The sequence below is a fragment of the Streptomyces sp. NPDC058051 genome (genome assembly GCF_042885475.1).
GTDB lineage: Bacteria > Actinomycetota > Actinomycetes > Streptomycetales > Streptomycetaceae > Streptomyces.
In genome coordinates this window covers 346,863-366,496 of record NZ_JBHVRW010000004.1, presented here as the reverse complement: position 1 = coordinate 366,496, position 19,634 = coordinate 346,863, and the positions used below count along the sequence as shown (strand labels likewise).

The following is a 19,634-nucleotide window of genomic DNA, read 5'->3' as shown; positions in this document are numbered from 1 at the left end:
GGTGTGCGGGGGTCGATTGTCAGTGGTGCCCCTCACGATGGACACATACGGCCACGGAGCCGTTACACGAGACAGGAGGTTTCGTCATGGCCCACTCGTCCGCAGCAGCCGCACCCCGGCGCCGCGCAGACGGCCCTGCCCCCTCACTGACCGGCCCGGCACACGACGTCCACCCCGTTCTGCGTCGCACCACGGCGCCGCCCGCCGCCCTCGATCTGCTCGCCCAGGCCCGCGCCGGCCTCGACGAGGCCGCCGTTCTCGATGTTCCGAACGAGCGGTACGCCACCGCCCACCTCGCCGCGCTGCGCACCGCCGCCGCGGTGCTCGCCGTGCGGGGCCGGCCCGAGACCTCCAGGCGGCGCCGGGAGCGGATCCGCAGTGCCTGGGAGGTCCTGCCGGAAATAGCTCCCGAACTGACCGAGTGGAGCGCGCTGTTCGCCTCGGGCGCCCGGCGCAGGGCCCGCGCGGAGGCCGGCATACCGGGCGCGGCCGGCCGGCGGGACGCCGATGACCTGTTGCGTGACGCGGCGATGTTCCTGCGCCTGGTCGAGCGGCTGCTGGTGCTTCAGCCGGTGCTCCCGCAGGCCCGGAGAGAGCGGCCCGACGCGGGATGACGGCACCAGGAGCGCGAGGCAATAGGGTGGAGAGCACCAGTACCACCTGCACTGTTCACGCTCCGCCGTCCGTGGCGGCACCGTGCCGAGGAGTCATCTGCCGTGTCGGACCAGCTGCGCCCCCGCGCCTCCCTCCGTACCGCCGTGGTCTGGGAGGTCCTGAAGGACGCCCTCGACCGCCAGGTGAAGGCGACCGGCAGGGACGCCCTGGATGTCCTGGACACCGGCGGCGGCACGGGCAACTTCGCGGTGCCGGTGGCCCGTCTCGGCCACCGGGTCACCGTCGTCGACCCGAGTCCGAACGCGCTCTTCGCACTGGAGCGCCGTGCCGCCGAGGCCGGGGTCGCCGACCGCGTCCGTGGGGTCCAGGGCGACATCCACGGCCTGTTCGAGGTGGTCGAGCGCGGTGGATACGACGCGGTGCTGTGCCACGGAGTCCTGGAGTACGTCGACGACCCGGCCGAGGGCGTGCACAACGCGGTCGAGGCGCTCCGCCCGGCCGGTGCGCTCAGCCTGCTCGCCGCCGGGCTCGGCGGCGCGGTCCTGGCCCGGGCGCTCGCCGGCCACTTCAGCGAGGCCCGCCAGGTGCTCGGCGACCCGGCGGGCCGCTGGGGTGCCGGGGATCCGGTGCCCCGGCGCTACACCGCCGAGCAGCTCACCGAGCTGGTCTCCGCGGCGGATGTCGAGGTCGGTGCGGTCCACGGAGTGCGGGTCTTCGCCGACCTCGTACCGGGCGTCCTGGTGGACACCGAGCCCGGCGCACTGGACGCTCTCCTCAAGCTGGAGGCGGCCGTGGCCGAACTGCCCGCCTTCCACTCCGTCGCGACGCAACTGCACGTCCTGGGCACGAAGCGCGGCTGAGCGCGGCCGTGGGCAGGTGGTAGCTCGGTTGTAGCGCGGCTGATCAGGGATGCAGCCGCAGATGGAGTACGGCCCAGGACCCCCGATCGAGGGCTTCGCCCCGTATGATCGAGGGACACCATCCGGCATGACGGAGCGGAGGTTGGGGAATCAACGCCTCAGCAGCTGAGCCGTCGTGGCGGCCCGGACTGGCTGATTGGCAAAGAGGGCGGGTTTCACGGGGGCGATTCCCTGCCTATCCTGGAAGGGCCGCATACCGGCCGCCCCCCGCGGCCGACGACGAGGAGGACTCCGTGCCGCTCTCGGAGCACGAGCAGCGAATGCTCGAGCAAATGGAGCGAGCGCTGTACGCCGAAGATCCCAAGTTCGCGACAGCGCTCGAGGGAAGCGGGCTGCGTACGTACACCCGGCGACGGGTCTACCAGGCGGTCGCAGGCTTCCTGGTTGGTATCGCGCTCCTCATGGCCGGAATGGCCCTGCAGATCTGGATCAGCGTGGTGGGGTTTCTCGTCATGCTCGGCTGCGCGGTCCTTGCGGTCACGGGTTGGCGCAAAGCGCCCAAGCCGGGCGAGCGGCCGGCAGCCGGAAGCGGCGGCGAGAGCCGTCGGCCCAGGCAGCGCCGGACCGTGATGAATCGGATCGAGGAGCGGTGGCAGCGCCGCCGCGACGAGCAGGGCCAATAGGGTCTCGGACAGCCTTCGGGTGAGGGGCGGCCGCATTTTCCGCGACCGCCCCTCACGCGTGCCCGGGACCGGTCCTGGCTGCCCGCCGACCGGTCGCGCTGTCCGCGTCGCGGGTGCCCAGGGCGGGCCGACGTTCTGTCCGTGCCCTGGTCGGACCGGCGGTGCCCGGTTCGGCCCTCGACCGGCGGGCTTCGAAGACCAGCCCTGCCCCGCGATGAGGGAGTGCCCCTGAGCGCGGCGGGCCCTGCGGAGTACCGATCCTGCCCTTGCCGGGACCGGGACGAAGAGTGCAGGACATCCCGGACCGTCCGGCGATCGTGGCGGGGAGGGACCGGCGGGCGACCGCCCCGCTGCCCGCTCGGGTGGGTGTTCCCGTCGTCCCTGCCCAGATGGGTGTCCCTGCCGTTTTCGTCCGGGGGCGCCGTGGAGCCGTGGTTTCTGCTCGGGTGGGTGTCCCCCCGTCCTCGTCCGGGGGCGCCGTGTTCCCCGGCAGGGCATCGTCGTCCCTGTCCGAGGGTGTCGCCGTCATCTCCGTCCGAGGGATGCCGCCGCTCCTGTCATGCCGTTCCGAGGGCGCCGTCCGGAGGGCGCACCGACCACTGACGAGGTGGCCGGTGCGCTCCCGATGCCGTTACCCCTGCTGGCGGGACGGACGGCGCAGCCGACCCGTCCACCGGCCCTGCCGCCACCCGGCCGCCCACTTGCCGGTGAACGCCACCCAGCGATCCGACGCGGCCCAGATCACCCGAACGGCCGAGCGCGGCGCCACGACCGCGCGGATCCGGGCGAACCGGCCGGCCGATGCCCGCAGACCGGCCCGCACCGCCTCCACGTCCTCGGTGAGCCCGGTACCCGAGCGGGGTTCCCGGGCGTAGAGCACCTGTTCCACCGCCCCCGCCACCCGATGCACCGCGGCGGCCTGTTCGGGACCGAGCCGCCCCAGCCGCACCACGCGGGCCGCGGTCTTGCGCGCGGTCTGGGAGTCGTCCGGCTCGATGCCGTGGTCCCACGCCGTGTCGATGATCTCCTGCCAGGCCGCCAGTGTTCTGGCCGTCGCGTCCTCGGGTGTGCGCCCGGCGGAGAAACTCACCCTGCGCCTGCGCGTCCGAAGCCGCCAGAGCATTGGCAGCGACGGCAGCGCCAGGATCACCAGGGCCCCCAGCACCAGGCTCAGAACGGTGCCGGCCGGCGTCCCGGAATCCGTCGGAGCCACCACCCCGGGCGCTTCGGAACTGCCGCACTCGCCCTGCTTGCGCATCTGGGCCGGGCAGCTGTCCGAGACGGACGGTGCGACCGACGGAGCGGTCGACGCGCCCGGCTCCGGCAGGGCCGGGTCGGACGTGCCGCCGGTCGGGGCCTCCGCCCGGGAGTAGGGCGGGGCGCTGCCCCGCGTCGGAGTCGGCTCGAAACGGGTCCACCCGATGCCCTCGAAATACAGCTCCGGCCAGGCATGCGCATCGCGCAGCCCCACCGACACCGCACCGTTCGGCTGCTGGGTGCCGGGGGTGAAACCCACCGCGACCCTGGCGGGAATGCCCAGCGTCCGTGCCATCGCGGCCATCGTGAACGAGAAGTGGACGCAGAAGCCCCGTTTGTCTTTCAGGAACCGGGCGACCGCCGCGCTTCCGGTGCCGGAGCTCACCGAGGTGTCGTAGGTGAAGCCGCCCTCCGAGGCGAAGAAGTCCTGGAGCTTCACCGCCCGCTCGTAGTTGTTGGCCGCGCCCTTCGTCACCTGGTCCGCGGTCTGCCGGACCACCTTCGGCAGGGAGTCGGGGACACGGGTGTACTCGCGCTGCAGATCGGCCGGCGGCGCGCCCGCCGCGGCGAGCTGATCCGCCGTCGGCTGGACCACCAGACTGGAGACCTGGTACTGCGCGCCGCGGGTCGTTTCGCCGCGGTCGCCGACGAGTGTCCGCCCCGCCGGTTCGTACCGCCAGCGCCCGTCGATCGTGACCTCGGTCACGGGGTACGGAAGCGGGAGATAGGTCTGCTGGTAGGAGGGGGATGCGGAGATGTTCGATCTGATCTCCGTGACCGTGACGTCCGGGCCGAGCCCCTCCGGGGCCGGGAGCCGCTTCGGCACATCCTTCAGACGACGCGTGGAGGGCCGCCACTCGTCGCCGGTGAACTGGTCCAGGGCCAGGATCCGCAGATAGAAACCCTGCGGATCACCGGAATTGGTGCGGTAGGACATCACCTCCCGGTTCTCCGGCTGGTTCAGGTTGTTCTGCAGCGAGACCAAGGGGTTGACCGCGGAGATGGTGCCGCCGCCGTTCCCTCTGCCGTTCGCGCCGCCCCTGCCGATCAGCAGGCCGCCGTCGAGCGCGGGCAGCGCCGCCGGTACGACCAGCGAGATGCCCAGCGCCAGCACGCCGATGCGGTGTCCGGTCCGCACCGAAGCCGTCGGACGTCTGACAGCGGTCGCCGCACCGGCCGCCGGACCGTTCGGGGATCCGGCCGCACCGCTGAAGACCCGCCCCCACTGGGAGAGCCGGTCCCGTCCCTCGGCCAGGAGGAGCAGCAGATAGCCGCCGGCCGCGAGCAGGAACCAGAGCCAGTCCGTTCCGCCCTCGGAAAGGCCCGCGGCGACCGAGTACAGCGCGAGGAGCGGCAGACCTGCCGGGGCCGCGCTGCGGAACGTCACAGCGAGGGCGTCCACCAGCAGGCCGACCAGCAACACACCGCCGATCAGCATGAGCCGGATCCCGTCCGTCACGGGCGCCGGAGCGGCGTATCTCCCGACGTCCTCGGCGCCCGACGTGAACAGGTCCGTGAGCCGCTGGACGGCCTCCGGGCCCGGCAGGAAACCGGCCAACGCCTGGGTCCTGGCGAACACCACCGTCAGCAGGACCAGGGTGACCAGCACCTGCGCCGCGACGACCAGCATCCGGGGCACGGGTGCGCGGCGGGCGAGCGCGCCCGTCCCGCATTGGACCGCCAGCAGTGCTGTGGCTTGCACGATCCACCCGGTCGGTTCGACCAGCGGCAGCATCGAGCCCGCCGCCAGCAGCGTCGCCGCGAAGGCGCACAGCGTCAGCCGACCACGACCGCTCATGACCATCCCCCGGAGAAACCCGTCGTGCCATGGGTGGTGCCGCCGACGGCAGTCGACTGCGTCGCCAGGCCCTGGTGTCCCGCCTGCTGCCAGTACGGCGCGAGCCCGGTCCCCGGTGTCACCGCCACCGCCGTCCAGCCCGATTCGCGCAAGCGCCGCAGTCGCCGCTCGAACTCCGTGTCCGCCTGCGCGGGCGCGGCGCCCTGCACCCAGGCCGTGCTGTCGAGGACGAACGCGACGGCGCCGCCACTGCGCTGCCGCATCCGGGCCGCCACCGCCACCTGCTCCTCGTCCAGATCACCGAAGAACGCGATCAGCAGTCCCTCGTTGCCGCCGCGCAGCACGTCGTACGCGCGCGACAGACCACCCCCGTCGGAGTGGTCGACCACCGCGAGGGTGTCCATCATCAGACCCGCGGAGTCGGCGGACTCCTGCGTCGATCCGGCGAAGCCCCCCTCGCCCTCGCCCGGCACCGCGTTCCCGTCGTCGGTGAGCAGCCGGACCGCGAAGCCGCGCTCCAGCATGTGCACCAGCGCGGACGCCGCCCCGGACACCGCCCACTCGAAGGCGGAGTCGGGCCCCGCCCCCTGATAAGCGATGTGCCGGGTGTCCAGCAGCACCGTGCACCTGGCCCGCTGCGGCTGCTCCTCGCGACGCACCATCAGCTCGCCGTAGCGCGCGGTGGAGCGCCAGTGGACCCGGCGCAGATCGTCGCCGTGCCGGTAGCCGCGCGGAATCACGTCGTCGTCACCGGCCAGCGCCAGTGAACGCTGCCGTCCTTCGCCGTACCCGGTGGACTCGCCCGCCAGCCGTACCGGAGGCAGCGGCTCGGTCCGCGGGATGACGACAAGGGTGTCGTACGCGTGGAACGAACGGGTCAGCTCGCACATCCCGAACGGATCGCTCAGCCGCAACTGCAGCGGTCCCAGCGGATAGCGCCCGCGCAGATCCGACCGCACCCGGTAGGAGACCTCGCGACGCCCACCCGCCTCCACCCGGTCCAGCACGAAACGGGGACGCGGCCCGAGCACATAGGGAACCCGGTCCTGCAGCATCAGCAGCCCGGTGGGCAGCCGCGACACGTTCTCCATCCGCAGATGGACCCGTGTCTCCGTGCCGGCGGGCACCCGGGACGGTGAGAGCCGCCGGGTGCCGACGACGCGGTAACGGGTGCGGACGAGCACGACCGCACAGACGAGCGGCAGCGCGGCGAGCAGCAGCCCCACCCGCAGCAGATCCGCCTGGCCGAGCACATACGCACAGATCGCCGCGGCGACACCGGCCGCGAGGAAGGACCGCCCACGCGTGGTCAGCCCGCTCAGCGCGGCCCACAGACCGCCCTTGTCGTCGCCGTCGTCCATCGCGGCCGGCCCCCCGGAGGCCATCAGACCCGCCGTACGCCGGGCTGCTGCCGGCCGTACACCGGACGGTCCGGCTGGTGCGGGGGCCGTACCTGGGTGACGCCGCCGTCGGCGGTGGGTACCGGTGTCTGCCCCACGATCTCCAGCACGACCTGCTCGGCGGTACGACGGTTCAGCTGGGCCTGGGCCGTCGGCAGCAGCCGGTGCGCGAGCACCGCGACCGCCAGCGCCTGCACGTCGTCCGGCAGGCAGTAGTCCCGGCCGCTCAGTGCCGCGGAGGCCTTCGCGGCGCGCAGCAGGTGCAGAGTGGCCCGCGGCGAGGCGCCGAGCCGGAGATCGGGATGGCTGCGGGTGGCCGCGACGAGTTCCACCGCGTACCGCCGCACGGCGTCGGCCACATGGACCGTCCGCACCGCGTCGATCAGCTTCACGATGTCGTGCGCGTGCGCCACCGGCTGCAGATCGTCGAGCGGCGAGGTCCCGCCGTGCACGTCGAGCATCCGCAGCTCGGCGTCCGCACTCGGATAGCCGATCGACACCCGTGCCATGAACCGGTCGCGCTGAGCCTCGGGCAGCGGATAGGTGCCCTCCATCTCCACCGGGTTCTGCGTGGCCACCACCATGAACGGGTCGGGCAGCTCGTACGTGTGCCCGTCGCTGGTGACCTGGCGCTCCTCCATCGACTCCAGCAGCGCCGACTGCGTCTTCGGCGACGCCCGGTTGATCTCGTCGCCGATCACGACCTGGGCGAAGATCGCGCCCGGTTTGAATTCGAAGTCGCGTCGCTGCTGGTCGAAGATGGACACGCCGGTGATGTCCGAAGGCAGCAGGTCCGGTGTGAACTGGATGCGCCGCACCGAGCAGTCGATGGACCGCGCCAACGCCTTGGCCAGCATGGTCTTGCCGACGCCGGGAACGTCCTCGATGAGGAGATGTCCCTCCGCCAGCAGCACGGTCAGCGAGAGCCGTACGACCTCGGGCTTGCCCTCGATCACACTCTCCACCGATCTGCGCACCCGCTCCGCTGTCGTGGTCAGATCTGTGAGGCTCGCTCGATCGTCATAGGTCGTCACCCGGCCCTCCTCGGCCCTGTCCCGCGCTCACAAGGAGCAGGGGATACCCCATCCACGGGCCGGCGCGCACGCAGCGGCGCCGCCCACCCCGAAACATGGGCACCCCTTCGGGAACGTCCGACGGGATGCCACATGTGCATTCTTGTTGCCGTTACCGCTTCGTGTCACTTGCCTGTGGACAAGTGGGGGCGATATGTCGGGGTCGATGGGGTTATCGGTTCCCGGTGAGCACGGTCCGGGTGGTCAGGAGGTGGGAAGGATCTCGCGCAGCAGGCCGGTGGTCACATCGAAGACGAAGCCGCGGATGTCATCGGTGTGCAACAGGAAGGGCGAGGTGCGCACGCGCTGCATCGACTGACGTACGTCCTGGTCGGCGTCCTTGTACGCCTCGACCGCCCAGACCGGACGCTGGCCGACCTCGGCCTCCAGCTCCTGGCGGAATTCCTCGGTGAGCGATTCCAGGCCGCAATTCGTGTGATGAATGAGGATGACGCTGCGGGTGCCGAGCGCCCGCTGGCTGATGGTCAGTGAACGGATCACGTCGTCGGTGACCACGCCGCCCGCGTTGCGGATGGTGTGGCAGTCGCCGAGCGACAGGCCGAGTGCGTCGTGCAGGTCGAGCCGGGCATCCATGCAGGCGACCACGGCGACGCGCAGCACCGGCTTGGCATCCATGCCCGGGTCTTCGAACGCGGAGGCATACCGCACGTTCGCCTCGACGAGACCGTCGGTGACGGTCCCGCCGGTGCGGGCCCCGTCGGCGGCGGGGGAGGTGGGCCGGGCGGAAGACTGAGCGGAAGTCGACATGGCTATGACGTTAGCTCTCCCCTCCCGTCCCGTCGTGCTGTGGGAGGGGACAAAGAACGTCAACGCGGCTTGTTGTGAGGTACCCCACAAGCCTCACAACCTTCGTTCGACCGGGTGAAGAGCGGGCGGGGCGACGCGCTGCCGAGCTGATTGATCGGGAATCGATCGAATGGCAGGGTGGACTAAAGTGACGGGAAGTTCCGACACCCTGCACATTCCGTAGAATTTCCCCGTTGTGCGCGGCGTACGTACGGTCCGGCCCTCTCCCGCTCGCCGGTGGACCGACGCCCCTTCCCCGGCGCCGGCCGACCTCCCCTTCTGAGCGGGCGGGGACCAGGCCGTACGTGCGGCCACACGGGATCTGAGCCTGAGAGGGCGCATGAGCCAGACCCGACACGTCCCGGTGATGCTCCAGCGGTGCCTGGACCTGTTGGCCCCGGCTCTGGAGGCCCCGGGCCCGCCGCGGCCCGTGGTCGTCGACTGCACCCTCGGCCTCGGCGGGCACAGCGAGGCGCTGCTCTCCTCCTTCCCCTCCGCGCGACTGATCGCCCTGGACCGGGACAAGGAGGCGCTGCGGCTCTCCGGCGAGCGACTCGCCCCGTACGGGGACCGGGCCACCCTCGTGCACGCGGTCTACGACGAACTGCCCGAGGTGCTTGCCGCGCTCGGCGTCTCCAAGGTCCAGGGTGTCCTGTTCGATCTCGGTGTCTCCTCCATGCAGCTGGACGAGGCCGAGCGCGGATTCGCGTACGCCCAGGACGCCCCGCTCGACATGCGCATGGACCAGACGACCGGCATCGGTGCCGCCGAGGTGCTCAATACGTATCCGCCGGGCGAACTGGTCCGGATCCTGCGGGCGTACGGCGAGGAGAAGCAGGCCAAGCGAATCGTCTCCGCGATCGTGCGTGAGCGCGAGAAGGAGCCGTTCAGCAACAGCGCCCGGCTCGTCGAGCTGATCCGTGACTCCCTGCCGCAGGCCGCCAAGCGCACCGGCGGCAACCCCGCCAAGCGCACCTTCCAGGCACTGCGCATCGAGGTCAACGGCGAGCTCGCGGTCCTGGAGCGAGCCATTCCGGCCGCGGTGCAGAGCCTTGCCGTGGGTGGCCGCATCGCCGTGCTCTCGTACCACTCGCTGGAGGACCGGCTGGTCAAGCAGGTCTTCGCGGCGGGTGCCGCCACCACCGCGCCGCCCGGACTGCCGGTCGTGCCCGAGCGCTATCAGCCCCGGCTCAAGCTGCTGACCCGTGGCGCGGAGCTGCCCACGGAGGAGGAGGTCGCCGAGAACAGGCGCGCCGCCCCCGCCCGGCTGCGCGGCGCCCAGCGGATCCGCGAGGAGGAACGATGAGCGTCCGGCGTCGGGGGAACCGGCCACCGGGGGCGGCGCGGTGAGCGGACCGGCCGGGCAGTTGAAAGGGCGAGCCGCGCGGCTCGCCCGGCTGATGCCGTCCGGGCCCAGCAACGCGGCCCGAACTCCCTTCGTCCTGCTGGTCGTGCTGCTCCTCAGCGGCGGTCTCATCACGCTGCTGGTACTCAACTCCGCCCTCAACGAAGGATCGTTCAGGCTGAGCGAGCTGAAGAAACGGACCACCGAGCTCACGGACGAGGAGCAGGCCCTCCAGCGCGACGTCGACAGCTACTCCGAGCCGGACGCCCTGGAGCGCCGCGCTCGCAAGCTGGGCATGGTGCCCGGCGGCAGCCCCGCCTTCCTCGACCCCGACGGCACGGTCCGCGGCGTACCCGCCGAGACCAGCGCCCAGCCGACCCCCGCGCCGCAGCCACCGAAGCCCGGCGCGCCCAAGGCGTCCCCCACGGCCTCGCCCACGACCACGGCCTCGTCCGCTCCCACGGCACAGGCCACTCCCTCGGGCGCCGCGAAGCCCGGATCGACCGCCTCCCCGGCCGCCGCAGTGAGGCCCAGTACCTCCGCGGCCCCGCCCGCCGGGCCGCATACCCCGGCAGTCCAGCCCTCGACGAGCCCCGGCAGGTGACGCAGTGCCGTCCAAGGAACCACCGCGCCGCCGGGTTCCCGGCCCCGCGCGCCCCCGCAGTGCCGCAGGCGGCCAGGGACGCCCCCGGCCCGCCGCCCGACGTCCGTCGTCCCCGGCACCCCGCAACCGCCCCCCGCGCAACCGGCCCGCGCGCCCGCTGCGCCTCGGCAGCCCGCGGCCCCGGCTCCGCCTCGTCGGCCTCGCCCTGACCCTCGTCATGCTGACGTTCGTCGTCCGGCTCCTCCAGGTCCAGGCGGTCGACGCCCCCGCGTACGCGGCCAAGGCCAAGGAGAACCGCTACCTCAGCTACACGATCTCCGCCGAGCGCGGCGAGATCACCGACCGCAGCGGTATCGCACTGGCCACCAGCGTCGACGCGTACGACATCACCGCCGACCCGTCGATGTTCACACCGAAGATCAGCAAGGCCCCCGACGCGCCCCAGCAGGCGGCGGCGCTCCTCGCGCCGATCCTCGGTGCCGAGGTCTCGGAGCTGACGGCGAAGCTGTCCGGAAAGGGCCGCTACACCGTCCTGGCCCGTCGCCGGACGCCGCAGGTCTGGAACCAGATCAAGGACCTCAAGTCCGTCTTCGCCGAGAAGGCCGCGAAGGACAAGGCGGCCGGCGGCACCGGAGCCAACGTGCTGGCCGGCGTCTTCCAGGAGGCGACGACCAAGCGGGTCTATCCGAACGGAGGGCTCGCCGCCGGGATACTCGGTTACGTCAACACCGAGGGCAAGGGCGCAGGCGGTCTCGAATCCCAGCTGGACCAGGAGCTCGCGGGCGAGGACGGCAAGATCAAGTACGCCCAGTCCGGCGGCCGCCGGGTGCCCACCGCGGGGACCGAGGAGGTGCCCGCCGTCGCCGGGTCGGACGTCGAGCTGACCATCGACCGCGACATCCAGTGGGCCGCGCAGCAGGCCATCACCGACCAGGTGAAGAAGTCCAAGGCGGACCGCGGCTACGTGATCGTGCAGAACACCAGGACCGGCGAGGTCCTCGCGATGGCCAACGCCCCCGGCTTCGACCCCAACGACCTCTCGCAGGCCGACGCGGCGTCGCTGGGCAACGCGGCGCTGCAGGACGTCTACGAGCCCGGCTCCACCAGCAAGGTCATGTCGATGGCCGCCGTGCTGGAGGAGGGGGTCGCCACCCCCGGCACCCACGTCACCGTCCCCAACCGGCTGCACCGCGGTGACCGGCTCTTCAAGGACGACATCGACCACGCCGTCTGGTACCTGACGCTCAACGGCGTACTCGCCAAGTCGAGCAACATCGGCACCATCCTGGCCACCGGAGAGCTCGGCAAGACCCAGCCCGAGGCCAACAAGGTCCTCTACTCCTACCTGCGCAAGTTCGGCATCGGCTCGCCGACCGGCCTCGACTACCCCGGCGAGACCCCCGGCATCCTCGCCAAGCCCCAGGACTGGTCGACCTCGCAGCAGTACACGATCCCGTTCGGCCAGGGCCTCTCGCTCAACGCCATGCAGGCGGCCTCCATCTACTCGACGATCGCCAACGGCGGGGTCCGCGTGGCGCCCACTCTCGTACGCGGCACCAAGGGCCCCGACGGCCACTTCAAGGCTGCCCCCGCTCCCGAACAGACCCGGGTGGTCAGCGAGAAGACAGCCAAGTCGCTCGCCACCATGCTGGAGTCGGTGGTCGGTGACGAAGAGGGCACCGGAACCAAGGCCAAGATCCCCGGCTACCGGGTGGCGGGCAAGACCGGTACGGCCAACCGGGTCGATCCGGTGCGCGGCGGCTACCACGGTTACACCGCGTCCTTCGCGGGTTTCGCGCCCGCCGACAACCCGCAGATCACCGTCTACTGCGCGATTCAGAACCCGACCAAGGGCAGCTACTTCGGCGGCCAGATCTGCGGGCCGATCTACAAGCAGGTCATGGAGTTCGCGCTCAAGACGCTCCAGACCCCACCCTCCGGCAGCAAGCCGTCCCGGCTGCCGGTGTCCTTCAAACCCGGCGAGTGAACACAGGGAAACCAGCCAGTGACAACCATCACCCCCGATCCCTGGAACCGGAACGGGAACCACCAGAGCCCCGGCCCCTCACTTCGCGAGAGGCCGGGTGAGCCCGGTACGCTCACCGCCGTGCCTCACGCTGATCAGTTCCAAACCACCCAGAAGGACGCCCCTGTGAACTACCCGGGAGCGCCCCGCCCGGATCGGCTCAGGCCGACATCGCTCGGCGAGCTGGCAGCCCGGCTGGGAGTCGAACCACCGGGAACCGGCGAGGTCACCGGCATCACGCACGACTCGCGGGCGGTCCGGCCCGGTGATGTGTACGCGGCCCTGCCGGGTGCCCGCTTCCACGGCGCCGACTTCGCCGCCCAGGCAGCCGGTCTCGGCGCGGCGGCGGTCCTCACCGACCCGGCGGGCGCCGAGCGCGCCGCCACCACCGGACTGCCGGTCCTGGTCGCCGACGACCCGCGCGGCCGGATGGGCGAACTCGCCGCCGAGATCTACGGACAGCCCGGCGCCGACCTCCTCCAGATCGGCATCACCGGAACCTCCGGCAAGACCACCACCGCGTACCTCGTCGAAGGGGGCTTCAGGGGCGCCGGGCGCGCCACCGGGCTGATCGGCACCGTGGAGACGCGGATCGGCGACGAGCGCATCAAGTCCGAGCGCACCACCCCCGAGGCCACCGACCTCCAGGCCCTGTTCGCCGTCATGCGCGAGCGCGGCGTCGACGCCGTGACCATGGAGGTGTCCAGCCACGCTCTGGTGCTCGGCCGGGTGGACGGCTGCGTCTTCGACGTCGCGGTCTTCAACAACCTCAGCCCGGAGCACATGGAGTTCCACTCCGGAATGGAGGACTACTTCCAGGCCAAGGCACAGCTCTTCACTCCTCGGCGCAGCCGGCAGGGCGTCGTCAACTTCGACGACGAGTACGGCCGCAGGCTGATCACCGAGGCTTCCGTCCCGGTCGTCACCTTCTCCGCAGAGGGGCACCCGGACGCCGACTGGCGCGCGGAGGACGTCGAGGTCGGCCCGGCGGGCTCCACCTTCACCGTCGTCGGCCCCAAGGACGAGCGGATCGCCGCCAGGGCCCCGTTGCCCGGCCCGTTCAACGTCGCCAACACCCTCGCGGCGATCGTCACGCTCGCCGTCGCGGGCCTGGACCCGCAGATCGCGGCCGACGGTGTCGCCGCCGTTCCGGGCGTCCCCGGCCGGCTGGAACGCGTCGATGCCGGGCAGCCGTACCTCGCGGTCGTCGACTACGCGCACAAGACCGACGCGGTCGAATCCGTGCTCCGCTCCCTGCGGAAGGTCACCGAGGGCAGACTGCACGTCGTTCTCGGCTGCGGCGGCGACCGCGACATCACCAAACGCGGCCCGATGGGCGCCGCCGCGGCGCGCCTCGCCGACACCGCCGTACTGACCTCGGACAATCCCCGTTCCGAGGACCCCCTCGGAATCCTCGCCGCAATGCTCGCGGGCGCCGCCGAGGTGCCCGTCCACGAGCGGGGCGACGTCCTGGTCGACGCCGACCGGGCCGCCGCCATCGCCGCCGTGGTCGCCCGCGCCGAGCCCGGTGACACGGTGCTGATCGCCGGCAAGGGCCACGAGCAGGGCCAGGACATCCACGGCGTGGTACGCCCCTTCGACGACCGCGTGGTCCTGCGCGCGGCCATCGAGCGGTCCCTGGGGCACAGCGGCACCGAAAGGGCCGCCCACCGCGCCCCCACCCACGAGAACAACAGTCAGGGATGACCCAGTGATCGCCCTTTCCCTCGCCGAGATCACCGAAATCGTCGGCGGGCAGTCGTACGACATACCCGATCCGGCAGCAACCGTCAGCGGGCCCGTGGTCATCGACTCCCGAGAGGTGAAGCAAGGCAGCCTGTTCGCCGCCTTCGTCGGCGAGCGGGTCGACGGCCACGACTACGCGCAGCGGGCCGTCGAGGCGGGCGCGGCAGCCGTGCTGGCCACCCGTCCCGTCGGTGTACCGGCGATCGTCGTCGATGACGTCGTGGCCGCACTCGGCGCGCTCGCCCGCGCCGTCGTCGGCCGCCTCGGCAGCACCGTCGTCGCCCTCACCGGCTCCGCGGGCAAGACCTCCACCAAGGACCTCATCGCCCAGCTCCTCGAACGCAAGGGGCCCACCGTCTACCCGGCGGGCAACCTCAACAACGAGATCGGCCTGCCGCTCACCGCGCTGCGCGCCACCGAGGACACGAAGCACCTCGTCCTCGAAATGGGCGCGCGCTACATCGGCGACATCCGGTACCTCACGGAGCTCGTCCCGCCGCGGATCGGTCTCGTCCTCAACGTCGGCACCGCCCACATCGGCGAGTTCGGCGGACGGGAGCAGATCGCCCAGGCCAAGGGCGAGATGGTCGAGTCCCTGCCCGAGGACGGCGTCGCCGTGCTCAACGCCGACGACCCGCTCGTGCGCGCCATGTCCGCACGCACGAAGGCCCGGCTGCTCCTCTTCGGCGAAGCCGCGGATGCGGACGTACGGGGAGAGAATGTCCGTCTCACCGACGACGGACGCCCCACTTTCAAGCTCCACACACCCACCGGGTGCAGCGACGTGACCATGCGCCTGTACGGTGAGCACCACGTGTCGAACGCGCTCGCCGCGGCCGCCGTCGCCCATGAGTTGGGCCTGTCCGCAGACGAGATCGCCGAAGGGCTCTCCGAGGCGGGCACCCTCTCCCGCTGGCGCATGGAGGTCACCGAGCGTCCGGACGGCGTGACGTTCGTCAATGACGCCTACAACGCGAACCCCGAATCCATGAAGGCAGCGCTGCGCGCACTGGTCGCCATGGGGAAGGGCCGGCGTACGTGGGCGGTGCTCGGCCCCATGGCCGAGCTGGGCGACGCCTCGCTCGCCGAGCACGACGCGGTCGGGCGGCTCGCCGTCCGACTCAACGTCAGCAAGCTCGTCGCGGTCGGGGGCAGAGAGGCCTCCTGGCTGCGACTGGGCGCATACAACGAGGGTTCGTGGGGTGAGGAGTCGGTGCACGTGTCCGACGCACAGGCTGCCGTCGACCTGTTGCGCAGTGAACTGCGCCCGGGAGACGTCGTGCTGGTGAAGGCGTCCCGGTCGGTCGGCCTGGAGCAGGTCGTTACGGCACTGCTGGAGAACGCGTCCGAGGGCGAGGTCACCGGCCGATGAGGCAGATTCTCTTCGCGGGGGCCATCGGGCTCTTCCTGACCCTGGTCGGGACTCCGCTGCTGATCAAGCTGCTGGCCCGCAAGGGATACGGGCAGTTCATCCGGGACGACGGCCCGCGCACCCACGGGTCGAAGAAGGGCACGCCCACCATGGGCGGTATTGCCTTCATCCTGGCGACGATCGTCGCGTACCTCGCGGCGAAGCTGATCACCGGCGAAGAGATGCGCTTCTCCGGGGTGCTGGTGCTCTTCCTGATGACCGGCATGGGTCTCGTCGGCTTCCTCGACGACTACATCAAGATCGTCAAGCAGCGCTCGCTCGGCCTGCGGGCGAAGGCGAAGATGACCGGCCAGCTGATCGTCGGTATCGCCTTCGCCGTGCTCTCGCTCCAGTTCGCCGACTCCCGCGGCAACACCCCTGCCTCCACGAAGCTGTCGTTCGTCGCGGACTTCGGCTGGTCGATCGGCCCGGTTCTGTTCGTCGTCTGGGCCCTGTTCATGATTCTCGCCATGTCCAACGGCGTGAACCTGACGGACGGTCTGGACGGCCTGGCCACCGGCGCGTCGGTGATGGTCTTCGGCGCGTACACCTTCATCGGGCTGTGGCAGTTCCAGGAGTCCTGCGCCAACGCGATGACCCTGACCAACCCCAACGCCTGTTTCCAGGTGCGCGACCCACTCGACCTGGCCGTCGTCGCCTCCGCCCTGATGGGCGCCTGCTTCGGCTTCCTGTGGTGGAACACCTCGCCCGCCAAGATCTTCATGGGTGACACCGGATCGCTCGCCCTCGGCGGCGCGCTCGCCGGCCTGGCGATCTGTTCCCGCACCGAGTTCCTGCTGGCCATCCTCGGCGGCCTCTTCGTGATGATCACCATGTCCGTGGTCATCCAGGTCGGTTCCTTCAAGATGACCGGCAAGCGGGTCTTCCGGATGGCGCCGCTCCAGCACCACTTCGAACTCAAGGGGTGGTCCGAAGTCCTTGTCGTGGTCCGCTTCTGGATCATCCAGGGCATGTGCGTGATCGTCGGACTCGGTCTCTTCTACGCGGGATGGGCAGCCGAGAAGTGAGCAACCAGGACTGGCAGGGCAAGCACGTCACCGTCGCGGGGCTCGGTGTCTCCGGCATCCCGGCGGCCGAGGTGCTGAACGGCCTCGGGGCCGTCGTCACGGTGGTCAACGACGGGGACGACGAGCGTTCCCGTACGCAGGCCGCGAAGCTGGAGGCGCAGGGCATCACCGTGCGCCTCGGCGACGGGGCGACCCTGCCCGAGTCCACCGAGCTCATCGTCACCACCCCCGGCTGGAAGCCCGACAAGCCGCTCTTCGCCGCAGCCGCCGAGGCGGGCGTCCCGGTCTGGGGCGACGTCGAACTCGCCTGGCGGCTGCGCGGACTTGACGGCAGGGAACCCGCACCGTGGCTCGCGGTCACCGGCACCAACGGCAAGACCACGACCGTCCGGATGCTCGCCTCGATCCTGGAGGCGGCCGGGCTGCGCACCGCCGCTGTCGGCAACATCGGCGTCTCCCTCCTCGACGCCGTCCTCGGCGAAGAGAAGTACGACGTGCTCGCCGTCGAACTCTCCAGCTACCAGCTGCACTGGGCGCCCTCGCTGCGCGCCCACTCCGCGGCCGTCCTCAACCTGGCACCCGACCACCTCGACTGGCACGGCTCCATGGAGGCGTACGCCGCGGACAAGGGCCGGATCTACGAGGGCAACCGGGTCGCCTGCGTGTACAACGCCGAGCAGAAGGCGACCGAGGACCTGGTCCGCGAGGCCGATGTCGAAGAGGGCTGCCGCGCCATCGGCTTCACCCTGGCCACACCGGGTCCGTCGCAACTGGGCGTCGTCGACGGCATCCTCGTCGACCGCGCCTTCGTGACGAACCGGCAGAAGCAGGCCCAGGAGCTCGCCGAGGTCACCGACGTCAACCCGCCGGCCCCGCACAACATCGCCAACGCCCTGGCGGCCGCGGCCCTGGCCCGCGCCTTCGGCGTCGAGCCCGCGGCCGTACGGGACGGGCTGCGGGCCTTCCGCCCGGACCCGCACCGCATCGAGCACGTCGCGGACGTCGCCCAGGTCGCGTACGTCGACGACTCCAAGGCCACCAACACCCACGCCGCCGAGGCATCCCTCGCGGCCTACGAGCCGATCGTCTGGATCGCCGGAGGACTCGCCAAGGGCGCCACCTTCGACGAGCTGGTGGCCGGGGCCGCGGGGCGGCTGCGGGGCGTCGTACTGATCGGCCGCGACCGTGCCCTGATCCGCGAAGCCCTGGCGCGACACGCCCCCGAGGTCCCGGTGGTCGACCTCGACCGGACCGACACTGGGGCGATGTCCGAGGCGGTCCGCGAGGCGGCACGGCTCGCCCGGCCGGGAGACACCGTACTGATGGCCCCGGCCTGCGCCTCGATGGACATGTTCGTCAACTACAACAAGCGGGGCGAGGCGTTCGCGGACGCGGTCCGCGCACTCGCCGCCGAGAGCGCCTGACGGCCCGGCCCCGCGCCGTACCGTCTCCGGCAGGACCGGACGTGGGCGGCCGTGCCACGGCCCTTGGCCCTCGGCGGTGGTCCCGGGCACGAGCAGTGGAGGGGACAGCGACGATGCCGGCCGAAGAGAGCTCCGCCGGGCCCCGCGGGGACCGCCCACGGGCCACCGCGGCGATCAGCCGGGCTCTCGCCCCATCCCGGCTCGCGGCCGCCCCGGCGACCCTCGGCCCCGCTCTGCGGGTCCGGTCGGACGCCGGCTACCGGGGCCCCTCGGAGCCCCGCTCCCAGAAGCGCTCCACCGGCGGCTCCCGCTCTCCCGGGGGCGGCATCCGGCGGACGTACGAGCGGGCACGCAGGGCCTGGGACCGCCCTCTGACCGCGTACTACCTGATCCTGGGCGCCGGCCTGCTGATCACCGTCCTCGGCCTGGTGATGGTCTACTCCGCCTCGATGATCAAGGCCCTGGAGCTGGACAAACCCGGCACCTACTTCTTCCGCAAACAGTTCCTCGCCGCCGTCATCGGCGCCGGGCTGATGGCGCTCGCCGCCCGGATGCCCACCAAGCTGCACCGCGCGTTCGCCTATCCACTGCTCATGGGAACCGTCTTCCTGATGGTGCTGGTCCAGGTGCCGGGGATAGGGATGTCGGTCAACGGCAACCAGAACTGGCTCTATCTGGGCGGCCCCTTCCAGCTCCAGCCCAGCGAGTTCGGAAAGCTCGCCCTGGTCCTGTGGGGCGCGGACCTGCTCGCCCGCAAACAGGACAAACGGCTGCTGACGCAGTGGAAGCACATGCTCGTACCGCTCGTACCGGTCGCCTTCATGCTCCTCGGGCTGATCATGCTCGGTGGTGACATGGGCACTGCGATCATTCTCACGGCGATCCTGTTCGGACTGCTCTGGCTGGCCGGGGCCCCCACCCGGCTCTTCGCCGGGGTGCTCGCCTTCGCCGGAATGATCGCCTTCGTGCTGATCAAGACCAGTCCGAACCGGATGTCCCGGCTCGCCTGCATCGGCGCCAGTGAACCGGGCCCGGGGGACTCCTGCTGGCAGGCCGTGCACGGCATCTACGCCCTGGCGTCCGGCGGATGGTTCGGATCCGGGCTCGGTGCGAGTGTGGAAAAATGGGGCCAACTGCCTGAACCTCACACCGACTTCATCTTCGCCATCACCGGGGAGGAACTGGGGCTGGCGGGGACGCTGTCGGTGCTCGCCCTCTTCGCGGCTCTAGGCTATGCGGGTATCCGCGTGGCCGGACGCACGGAGGACCCCTTCGTGAGGTACGCCGCGGGAGGTGTGACCACCTGGATCACGGTGCAGGCCGTGATCAACATCGGTGCGGTGCTCGGCCTGCTGCCGATCGCCGGTGTCCCGCTCCCGCTGTTCTCCTACGGAGGGTCGGCCCTGCTGCCGACCATGTTCGCTGTCGGGCTGCTGATCGCGTTCGCGCGACAGGAGCCCACCGCGAAGGCGGCCCTGGCCATGCGGAGGCCCGGGGTGAGATGGAAGACGATGAGACGGCGCGTCAAGAAGCGTCCGTCCGGAGAGCGGTGAATTT

At 71.2% G+C, this 19,634-nt stretch carries 15 protein-coding genes; 11 read left to right on the top strand and 4 right to left on the bottom strand.

The genetic code is table 11. The features are described 5' to 3' along the window. Positions 1-86: 86 nt before the first annotated feature. The 3 genes from ACFVUT_RS09585 to ACFVUT_RS09575 all read left to right on the top strand — a co-directional run bounded on the left by ACFVUT_RS09585 (position 87) and on the right by ACFVUT_RS09575 (position 2,158). Entirely contained in the window at positions 87-614 is a 528-nt protein-coding gene (locus ACFVUT_RS09585; RefSeq protein WP_389645980.1) for an SAV_6107 family HEPN domain-containing protein, read from the top strand. A gap of 102 nt (positions 615-716) precedes the next feature. After that, positions 717-1,475: a class I SAM-dependent methyltransferase gene (locus ACFVUT_RS09580; protein WP_389645984.1), complete on the top strand. Its 759-nt coding sequence runs from the start codon at positions 717-719 to the stop codon at positions 1,473-1,475. Between the two features lie 293 nt (positions 1,476-1,768). Then, positions 1,769-2,158: a DUF3040 domain-containing protein gene (locus tag ACFVUT_RS09575; protein ID WP_389645987.1), complete on the top strand. Its 390-nt coding sequence runs from the start codon at positions 1,769-1,771 to the stop codon at positions 2,156-2,158. Between the two features lie 631 nt (positions 2,159-2,789). Here ACFVUT_RS09575 and ACFVUT_RS09570 read toward each other — a convergent pair. The 4 genes from ACFVUT_RS09570 to ACFVUT_RS09555 all read right to left on the bottom strand — a co-directional run bounded on the left by ACFVUT_RS09570 (position 2,790) and on the right by ACFVUT_RS09555 (position 8,454). Beyond that, positions 2,790-5,213 (bottom strand): DUF3488 and DUF4129 domain-containing transglutaminase family protein, encoded by a 2,424-nt coding sequence (locus tag ACFVUT_RS09570; RefSeq protein ID WP_389645990.1) that lies wholly within the window; start codon positions 5,211-5,213, stop codon positions 2,790-2,792. Then, entirely contained in the window at positions 5,210-6,598 is a 1,389-nt protein-coding gene (locus tag ACFVUT_RS09565; protein ID WP_389645993.1) for a DUF58 domain-containing protein, read from the bottom strand. The genes ACFVUT_RS09570 and ACFVUT_RS09565 overlap by 4 nt, the downstream gene beginning before the upstream one ends. Continuing rightward, positions 6,598-7,647 carry an AAA family ATPase gene (locus ACFVUT_RS09560; protein ID WP_389645996.1) on the bottom strand — a complete coding sequence of 350 codons (1,050 nt, stop codon included), beginning with the start codon at positions 7,645-7,647 and terminating at the stop codon, positions 6,598-6,600. The genes ACFVUT_RS09565 and ACFVUT_RS09560 overlap by 1 nt, the downstream gene beginning before the upstream one ends. Before the next feature lie 243 nt (positions 7,648-7,890). Further along, on the bottom strand, positions 7,891-8,454 hold the full coding sequence (locus ACFVUT_RS09555; RefSeq protein WP_389645999.1) for a beta-class carbonic anhydrase: 564 nt from the start codon (positions 8,452-8,454) through the stop codon (positions 7,891-7,893). Positions 8,455-8,833: 379 nt separating this feature from the next. Between ACFVUT_RS09555 and rsmH the strand changes: the two genes are divergently transcribed. From rsmH to ftsW, 8 genes are all read left to right on the top strand, one after another. Beyond that, positions 8,834-9,799 carry a 16S rRNA (cytosine(1402)-N(4))-methyltransferase RsmH gene (gene rsmH, locus ACFVUT_RS09550; RefSeq protein ID WP_389646002.1) on the top strand — a complete coding sequence of 322 codons (966 nt, stop codon included), beginning with the start codon at positions 8,834-8,836 and terminating at the stop codon, positions 9,797-9,799. Positions 9,800-9,839: 40 nt separating this feature from the next. Beyond that, on the top strand, positions 9,840-10,442 hold the full coding sequence (locus ACFVUT_RS09545; RefSeq protein WP_389646005.1) for a septum formation initiator: 603 nt from the start codon (positions 9,840-9,842) through the stop codon (positions 10,440-10,442). A gap of 4 nt (positions 10,443-10,446) precedes the next feature. Then, on the top strand, positions 10,447-12,429 hold the full coding sequence (locus ACFVUT_RS09540) for a peptidoglycan D,D-transpeptidase FtsI family protein (RefSeq protein ID WP_389646008.1): 1,983 nt from the start codon (positions 10,447-10,449) through the stop codon (positions 12,427-12,429). 18 nt (positions 12,430-12,447) lie between these two features. Then, complete coding sequence (locus tag ACFVUT_RS09535; protein WP_389646011.1) at positions 12,448-14,175, top strand: UDP-N-acetylmuramoyl-L-alanyl-D-glutamate--2,6-diaminopimelate ligase; 1,728 nt, start codon at positions 12,448-12,450, stop codon at positions 14,173-14,175. Between the two features lie 4 nt (positions 14,176-14,179). Then, complete coding sequence (gene murF, locus ACFVUT_RS09530; RefSeq protein WP_389646014.1) at positions 14,180-15,586, top strand: UDP-N-acetylmuramoyl-tripeptide--D-alanyl-D-alanine ligase; 1,407 nt, start codon at positions 14,180-14,182, stop codon at positions 15,584-15,586. Further along, positions 15,583-16,653 (top strand): phospho-N-acetylmuramoyl-pentapeptide-transferase, encoded by a 1,071-nt coding sequence (gene mraY / locus ACFVUT_RS09525; RefSeq protein ID WP_389646017.1) that lies wholly within the window; start codon positions 15,583-15,585, stop codon positions 16,651-16,653. Before murF ends, mraY begins: the two co-directional genes overlap by 4 nt. Further along, a complete protein-coding gene (murD, locus tag ACFVUT_RS09520; RefSeq protein WP_389646816.1) occupies positions 16,650-18,077 on the top strand; it encodes a UDP-N-acetylmuramoyl-L-alanine--D-glutamate ligase in 1,428 nt (475 codons plus the stop codon). Before mraY ends, murD begins: the two co-directional genes overlap by 4 nt. 113 nt (positions 18,078-18,190) lie before the next feature. Then, on the top strand, positions 18,191-19,630 hold the full coding sequence (gene ftsW / locus ACFVUT_RS09515) for a putative lipid II flippase FtsW (protein ID WP_389646019.1): 1,440 nt from the start codon (positions 18,191-18,193) through the stop codon (positions 19,628-19,630). The last annotated feature ends 4 nt before the right edge of the window (positions 19,631-19,634 follow it).